The sequence below is a fragment of the Teichococcus deserti genome, assembly GCF_001982615.1.
Lineage (GTDB): Bacteria > Pseudomonadota > Alphaproteobacteria > Acetobacterales > Acetobacteraceae > Pseudoroseomonas > Pseudoroseomonas deserti.
Genome location: NZ_MLCO01000308.1, coordinates 1 through 5,972 on the forward strand (window position 1 = coordinate 1; position 5,972 = coordinate 5,972).

Consider the following 5,972-nt stretch of genomic DNA (forward strand, 5'->3'; position numbering starts at 1 on the left):
CAGGACGACCTCGTGGCGGGCGGCCTCGGCCTCGATCAGGTCGCGGGTGGAGGGGCTGCCGACCTCCTCATCCGAGGTCAGCAGGAAGGTCACCGGGCGGCGGGTGGCGATGCCGGCCTGGACCATGGCGGCCATGGCCTGGAGTGCCACGAAGGTGCCGCCCTTCATGTCGCAGATGCCGGGGCCGAAGGCGCGGTCGCCCTCCACGCGCCAGGGCAGGGCGGAGAGCGTCCCCACCGGGTGGACGGTGTCGAGATGCGCCAGCACCAGGATGCCGCCTTCCATCTCGCCGTCGGGATGGGGGAAGCGGGCGCGGATGCAGTCGCCGAAGCCCATGCGGCCGGGGATGCGCTCGATGCGGGCGCCGAGGATGGCCAGGTCCCGGCTGGCCAGCGACATCATGCGGTTGACGGCGGTGGCGTCGAAGGTCGGGCTTTCGCATTCCACCCAGGGGCGCAGCCCGGCCAGCAGGGTCTCGGGCGCGAAGGGCAGCGCCAGGGCGCGCAGGGCTTCGGGCTGCTGATCGGGCAGGGTCTCGGCGTCCATCGGGTGGTCCTTCTTGGATGGCGTCTTGGAAGCGGGGCGGCGGCTTCGGGGAGGCGGGCAGCCTGCGACCAGCCGCCAGGCAGGGCAAGGGGGCGGCCCGCGGGAATCAGGGCCGGAATTCGGGGTGGTGCGTTTCGGCCGGCCATGGGTCATCATCGGCAGTGATGACAGACCACACGCCCCCCCGCCGCATCGCCCCGCAGACGGGCGCGCATCTCTGGACCGGCTCGGCGCTCAGCCCGGCCGACTGGATGCTGCCGCTGGGCGCCGAGGAGGCGGCCGAGATCGAGGCCGCGCTGGCCGCCCCGGGCGAGGCGCTGCCGCGGCTGGGCCCGGTGCTGGCGCGGCTGGCCGAGCGGCTGTCGCATGGGCTGGGCTTTTCCCTGCTGCGCGGGCTGCCGCTGCCGGGGGATGCGGCGGTGCTGCTGGGGCTGCTGGGCAGCCGGATCGGCCAGGCGGTGCATGCGCCGCCGCCGGCCGGGCCGTTCCACAGTGAGGCCTGCGACGCGCTGCTGCTGCTGTGCCGCGAGCCGGTCGATGTCACGCTGTATTCCGCGGCGGCGCTGCACAACGAGCTGCTGAAGGCCGACCGCGCCGCGCTCGAGGTCTTCTACCGGGCCCTGCCGCAGGTCGATGGCGGCGCCGAGCTGCCGGTCTTCGCGGTGACCGGCGGCGTCTTCGCCGCGCGGCTGGACCGGGCCTCGATCGATCCGGCGGCGGCGGGCGGGGCGCTGGCGGCATTGGACGACATCCTGGCGCGGCCGGGGATCGGGCTGAAGGTGCCGCTGCGCGCCGGCGACCTGCTGGCGGTCAATCCCTTCACCGTCTGGGCCAGCTGCGCGCCCGGCCTGGCGGCGCTGCCGCTCAGGGTCGAGCCGTCGCGCATGGCGGAGGGGCCTTTCGCCGCCCTGGCCCCGGCGGGCTGAGCGGCCGATGCGCATCCTGGTCGCGAATGCCAACACCACGGTCGCCATCACCGAGCTCTGCGCCGACGCCGCCCGCGCTGCGGCCAGCCCGGGCGTCGAGGTGGTCGCCGCCACCCCGCGCTTCGGCCCGGCGGTGATCTCCAGCCGCGCCGAGAATGTCATCGCCGGCCATGCGCTGCTGGAGCTGCTGGCGGAGCATGCCGGCCAGGTCGATGCCGTGGTGCTGGCGGTCAGCCATGACACGGCGCTGGAGGCGGCGCGGCAGGTGATGCCCTGCCCGGTGGTCGGCATGACCGAGGCCGCCTGCTTCGCCGCCTGCATGCTGGCCACCCGCTTCGGCCTGGTGACGCTGGGGGGCGTCGAGACCTATCGCGAGCTGATCGGCCGGCACGGGCTTTCGTCGCGCCTGGCCGGGCTGGAGGGCATCGCCGCCACTCCGCAGGACGCGCTGCGCGACGCCCACGGCACCGCGGCGCTGCTGGAGGCGGCGATCGCGCGCCTGGTGGCACAGGGGGCGGAGGCGGTGGTGCTGGGCGGCGCCGCGCTGGCCGGGATGGCCGGCCGGCTGCGCGCGCCGGTGCCGCTGCTGGATGGCATGGCCTGCGGTGTGCGGCTGGCCGAGGCGCTGGCCGGGCTTGGCGCCGCGCGGCCGCGGGCGGGCAGCCTGGCGCCGGTGGAGGGCCGGGCCACGACGGGGCTGGGACCGGCGCTGGCCGCGCTGCTGGAGGGAGCGAAGGCATGAGCGCGAAGCGGATCGCCGTGGCGCGGCTGTGGTTCGAGGGCAATTCCTTCACCCCCGGCGTCACCGGCCTGGACGCGTTCCAGAGCCGCGAATGGAATGCCGGGCCGGACGCCCTGGCGCGCTATCGCGGCACGGCGACGGAGCTCGGCGCGCTGGCCTCCTTCCTGGAGGTGCGGCCGGGCTGGCAGGCCACGATCCTGCGCTGCGCCAGCGCCCAGCCCGGCGGGCCGATGGGCGACGCGGTCTTCGCCGCCTGGCTGGACGAGGTGGTCGAAGGGCTGCGCGCCGGCGGCTGGGACGGCGTCTATCTGTCGCTGCACGGCGCCTGCATCACCGAGAGCGATCCCGCCGCCGACCTGACCCTGCTGCGCGCCATCCGCGGCGTGATCGGGCCTGACGTGCCGCTGGTCGCCAGCTTCGACCCGCATGGCAACCTGTCGCCCGAGGTGGCCTCGCTGCTGGATGGCGGCAGCATCTACCGCACCTATCCGCATGTCGACATGGACGCCGCCGCGCGGCGGGCGCTGGCGCAGCTGGAGCGGATGCTGGACGGCGCGCCGCGTGGCCATGGGGCGATGGCGAAGCGGCCGATGGTGCTGCACAGCTTCCACATGCGCGACGCCGGCGGCCCGATGGCCGAGGTCTGGCAGGAAGCCCGCGAGCGCGAGGGCGGGGCGGTGCTGGACGCCTCGCTGCTGGGCGGCTTCGCCTGGGGCGACAGCCCGCATGCCGGGCCGGGGGCGATGGTGTTTTCCACCTCGCCGGCGCTGGCCGCGGCCACGGCCGGCCACCTGGCCGATGCGATCGCCGCCCGCCGCGCCCGCTTCGACGTGGCGCTGCCGACCCCGGACGCGGCGCTGGCCGCCGCCCTGGCCGCGCCGGACGGGCTGGTGGCGCTGCTGGACCCGGCGGACAATCCGCTCTCGGGCGGGATCTGCGACACGCCGGGGCTGCTGCGCGTGGTGCTGGCCGCCGGGCTGACGGTGCCCACGGTCTTCGCCTTCCTGCACGACGCCGCGCTGGTGGCGCGCGCCGGCGGCGCGGGGGTCGGCGCGACGATCGATGTGGCGCTGGGCGGCCAGGTGACCGCGGCCTTCGGCCCGCCGGTGCCGGCGGTGGCGGTGGTGGAACGGCTGACCGACGGCCGCTTCACCAACACCGGCCCGATGGAGCGCGGCGCCCCGGTCGATCTCGGCCCGACCGCGCTGCTGCGGGTCGGCGCCGTGCGGATCGTCGTCGCCAGCCGCAAGGAAGCCGCGATCGACCCTGGCTTCTTCGCGCTGCACGGCATCGATCTCGATGCGACGCGGCTGCTGGTGAACAAGGGCAAGAACCACTTCCGCGCGGCCTTTGCCGACCGCTGCAGCGCCATCCTGGAATGCGACACGCCCGGCCCGGCGGCGCTGGACCTGGCCGCGCTGCCGTTCCGGCATGTGCCGCGGGGCTATTTCACCCGGTAGCGGGCGGAGAGGCCGCAGCCTCTCCGCGATCCGGCCTCAGTCCAGCCGCGCGCCGGAGACCCGCACCACGTCCTGCCACTTGGCGTCCTCGGCCTTGATGAAGGCCTGGAACTCGGTGGGGCCGAGCGGGCGCGGCTCGCTGCCGACGTCGCGCAGGCGGGCGATCACCGCGGGCTCCTTCAGGATGTCGAGGATCATCGCCGACAGCCGGTCCAGGACCGGCTTCGGCGTGCGCGACGGCGCCTGGAAGCCGAACCAGGCCTCGGCCTCGAAGCCGGCGACGCCGCTCTCGGCCACCGTCGGCACCTCCGGCAGGGCGAACCAGCGCGCCTTGCTGGTCACCGCGATGGCGCGCAGCCGGCCTTCCTGGATATGCGGCAGGTAGGGCGGGATGTTGTCGATGGCCAGCTCGATGCGGCCGGCGATCAGGTCGGGGATGACCGTCGCGCTGCCGCGATAGGGCACATGCATGAACTTGGCGCCGGTGCGCGACTTCAGCAGCTCGGCGCACATATGGCCCGAGGTGCCGTTGCCCGGCGTGCCGTAGTTCATCTCCGTCTTCTTGCTGGCTTCCAGCAGCTGCGGCAGCGTGCGGATCTCGCTGCTGGCCGGCACGACCACGACATTGGCCAGGGAATTGGCCAGCGCCACGCTGGTCAGGTCCTTCGCCGGGTCGTAGGGCAGCTTGGAATAGAGGAACTGGTTGATGCTGGCGGTGCCGATGGTGCAGGTCAGCAGGGTGTGGCCGTCGGGCTCCGCCTTGGCGACCATGTCGCTGCCCAGGATGCCGCCGGCGCCCGGGCGGTTGTCGACCACCACCGGCTGGCCCAGCAGGACGGAGAGCCGCTCGCAGACCACGCGGGCGGTGACGTCGGTGGCGCCGCCGCCGGGAAAGGGCACGACCATGCGGATGGGGCGGTTCGGCCAGCTGGCCTGGGCACGCGATGCGCCGGGCGCGAGCAGGGCCGGAGCGGCCAGGAGGCTGGCACCGGCCAGCAGCCGGCGGCGGGGAAGCGTCATTGCGCCATCCTTCGAGAACGTTTCCACCCTCAGGTAGACGCTCGGCCCGGCCGCGGCAAGGCGCGGCCGGATGACGCTTCGGCAAACATGAAAGCCTGTTCCATTCCGCCGGGACCGGTCCGCGAGGACCGTGCGGGCGGGCGCTCAGTCCACCTTGGCGCCGGAGCGGCGCACCACCTCGGCCCATTTCTTCACCTCGGCGGCGACGAACGTCTCGAAGGCGGCCGGGCTGGTGCCGCCGCCGGGGACCAGGTCGGGCTTCATGCCGCCGAGATCGGCGAGCTTGGCCCAGGTCTCCTCCTCGGCGACGATGGCGTTGATCTCGGCGCCGAGCTTTTCGACGATCGGGCGCGGCGTGCGGGCCGGGCCCTGCAGGCCGAACCAGCCGGTGGCCTCGACGCCGGGGAAGCCCGCCTCGGCGGTGGTGGGGACGTCCGGCAAAGCGGCGCTGCGGGTCGCCGTGGTCACGGCCAGCGCGCGCAGCCTGCCGTCGCGGATATGGCCGATCGCCGAGGGCAGGTTGTCGACGCCGACCTCGACCCGGCCGGCCATGATCTCGGCCAGCATCGGCCCGGCGCCGCGGAAGGGGACATGGGTCAGCTGCACCCCGGCCTCGAGCTTCAGCAGCTCGCCGGTCATGTGCAGCGAGGTGCCGGCGCCCGACGAGCCGATGTTGAGCTCGCCGGGGCGCTTCTTCGCCAGCGCCACCAGCTCGGCCATGCTCCGCACCGGCAGGCCGGGATGGACAAAGATCACGTTGGGCACGCGGATCAGCAGGCCGATATTGGCCAGGTCCTCGGGCTTGTAGGGAATCTGCCCGGCATAGAGCGCGTAGTTGATGGCGCCAGACGAGACCGTCTGCATCAGGAAGGTGTAGCCGTCGGGCTCGGCCTTGGCGACGACGTCGGAGCCGATATTGCCGCCGGCGCCGGCGCGGTTCTCCACCGGGAAGGGCTGGCCGAGGCGCTGCTGCAGCCGGTTGGCCAGGATGCGGGCGGCGATGTCGGTGGTGCCGGCAGGGACGAAGGGGACGATGACGCGGACCGGGCGCGCGGGCCAGCTGCCGGCGGGCGCGGGCGCAGGGGCCTGGGCGAGGGCGGCGCCGGGCAGGGCGGCCGCGGCGGCGCCGAGCAGGGCGCGGCGATGGATGATGGGCATGGGACGGTCCTCCTGACGGGGCGCGCGGCTCTGTCCGGCGGCCGCTGCTTCACCCGATCACGGAGTCGTGCCGCAGGCGGGGGGAGGCGGGCAAGTGGTTTCGCGGCGGCAAGGGCTGGG

Annotated in this window: 6 protein-coding genes; 3 read left to right on the forward strand and 3 right to left on the reverse strand. The window is 74.4% G+C overall.

Annotated elements, in window-relative coordinates:
* On the reverse strand, nucleotides 1-546 hold a 546-nt coding region (locus BKE38_RS25130), incomplete at its 3' end, for a M20/M25/M40 family metallo-hydrolase (RefSeq protein ID WP_131829719.1).
* Between the two features lie 164 nt (nucleotides 547-710).
* On the opposite strand from BKE38_RS25130, the gene BKE38_RS25135 reads away from it, so the two are divergent.
* The 3 genes from BKE38_RS25135 to BKE38_RS25145 are packed head-to-tail and all read left to right on the forward strand — an operon-like array spanning nucleotide 711 to nucleotide 3,674.
* Nucleotides 711-1,472, forward strand: a complete 762-nt coding sequence (locus BKE38_RS25135) for a hypothetical protein (protein ID WP_076959956.1) — start codon at nucleotides 711-713, stop codon at nucleotides 1,470-1,472.
* Nucleotides 1,473-1,479: 7 nt separating this feature from the next.
* Nucleotides 1,480-2,214 carry an aspartate/glutamate racemase family protein gene (locus BKE38_RS25140; protein ID WP_076959957.1) on the forward strand — a complete coding sequence of 245 codons (735 nt, stop codon included), beginning with the start codon at nucleotides 1,480-1,482 and terminating at the stop codon, nucleotides 2,212-2,214.
* Nucleotides 2,211-3,674, forward strand: coding sequence for a M81 family metallopeptidase (locus BKE38_RS25145; RefSeq protein ID WP_076959958.1), 1,464 nt, complete (start codon nucleotides 2,211-2,213; stop codon nucleotides 3,672-3,674). The genes BKE38_RS25140 and BKE38_RS25145 overlap by 4 nt, the downstream gene beginning before the upstream one ends.
* 36 nt (nucleotides 3,675-3,710) lie before the next feature.
* Here the strand turns inward: BKE38_RS25145 and BKE38_RS25150 are convergent, their stop codons facing one another.
* Both BKE38_RS25150 and BKE38_RS25155 read right to left on the reverse strand, forming a co-directional pair.
* Nucleotides 3,711-4,694 carry a Bug family tripartite tricarboxylate transporter substrate binding protein gene (locus BKE38_RS25150; protein ID WP_076959959.1) on the reverse strand — a complete coding sequence of 328 codons (984 nt, stop codon included), beginning with the start codon at nucleotides 4,692-4,694 and terminating at the stop codon, nucleotides 3,711-3,713.
* A gap of 144 nt (nucleotides 4,695-4,838) precedes the next feature.
* Entirely contained in the window at nucleotides 4,839-5,852 is a 1,014-nt protein-coding gene (locus BKE38_RS25155; RefSeq protein ID WP_076959960.1) for a tripartite tricarboxylate transporter substrate binding protein, read from the reverse strand.
* Nucleotides 5,853-5,972: the final 120 nt, after the last annotated feature.

What these genes read in the sequence shown, in the direction of transcription:
- BKE38_RS25155 (WP_076959960.1), bottom strand. Translation starts at nt 5,852, where the DNA reads ATGCCCATCATCCATCGCCGCGCCCTGCTCGGCGCCGCCGCGGCCGCC.
- BKE38_RS25135 (WP_076959956.1), top strand. Translation starts at nt 711, where the DNA reads ATGACAGACCACACGCCCCCCCGCCGCATCGCCCCGCAGACGGGCGCG.
- BKE38_RS25145 (WP_076959958.1), top strand. Translation starts at nt 2,211, where the DNA reads ATGAGCGCGAAGCGGATCGCCGTGGCGCGGCTGTGGTTCGAGGGCAAT.
- BKE38_RS25140 (WP_076959957.1), top strand. Translation starts at nt 1,480, where the DNA reads ATGCGCATCCTGGTCGCGAATGCCAACACCACGGTCGCCATCACCGAG.
- BKE38_RS25150 (WP_076959959.1), bottom strand. Translation starts at nt 4,694, where the DNA reads ATGACGCTTCCCCGCCGCCGGCTGCTGGCCGGTGCCAGCCTCCTGGCC.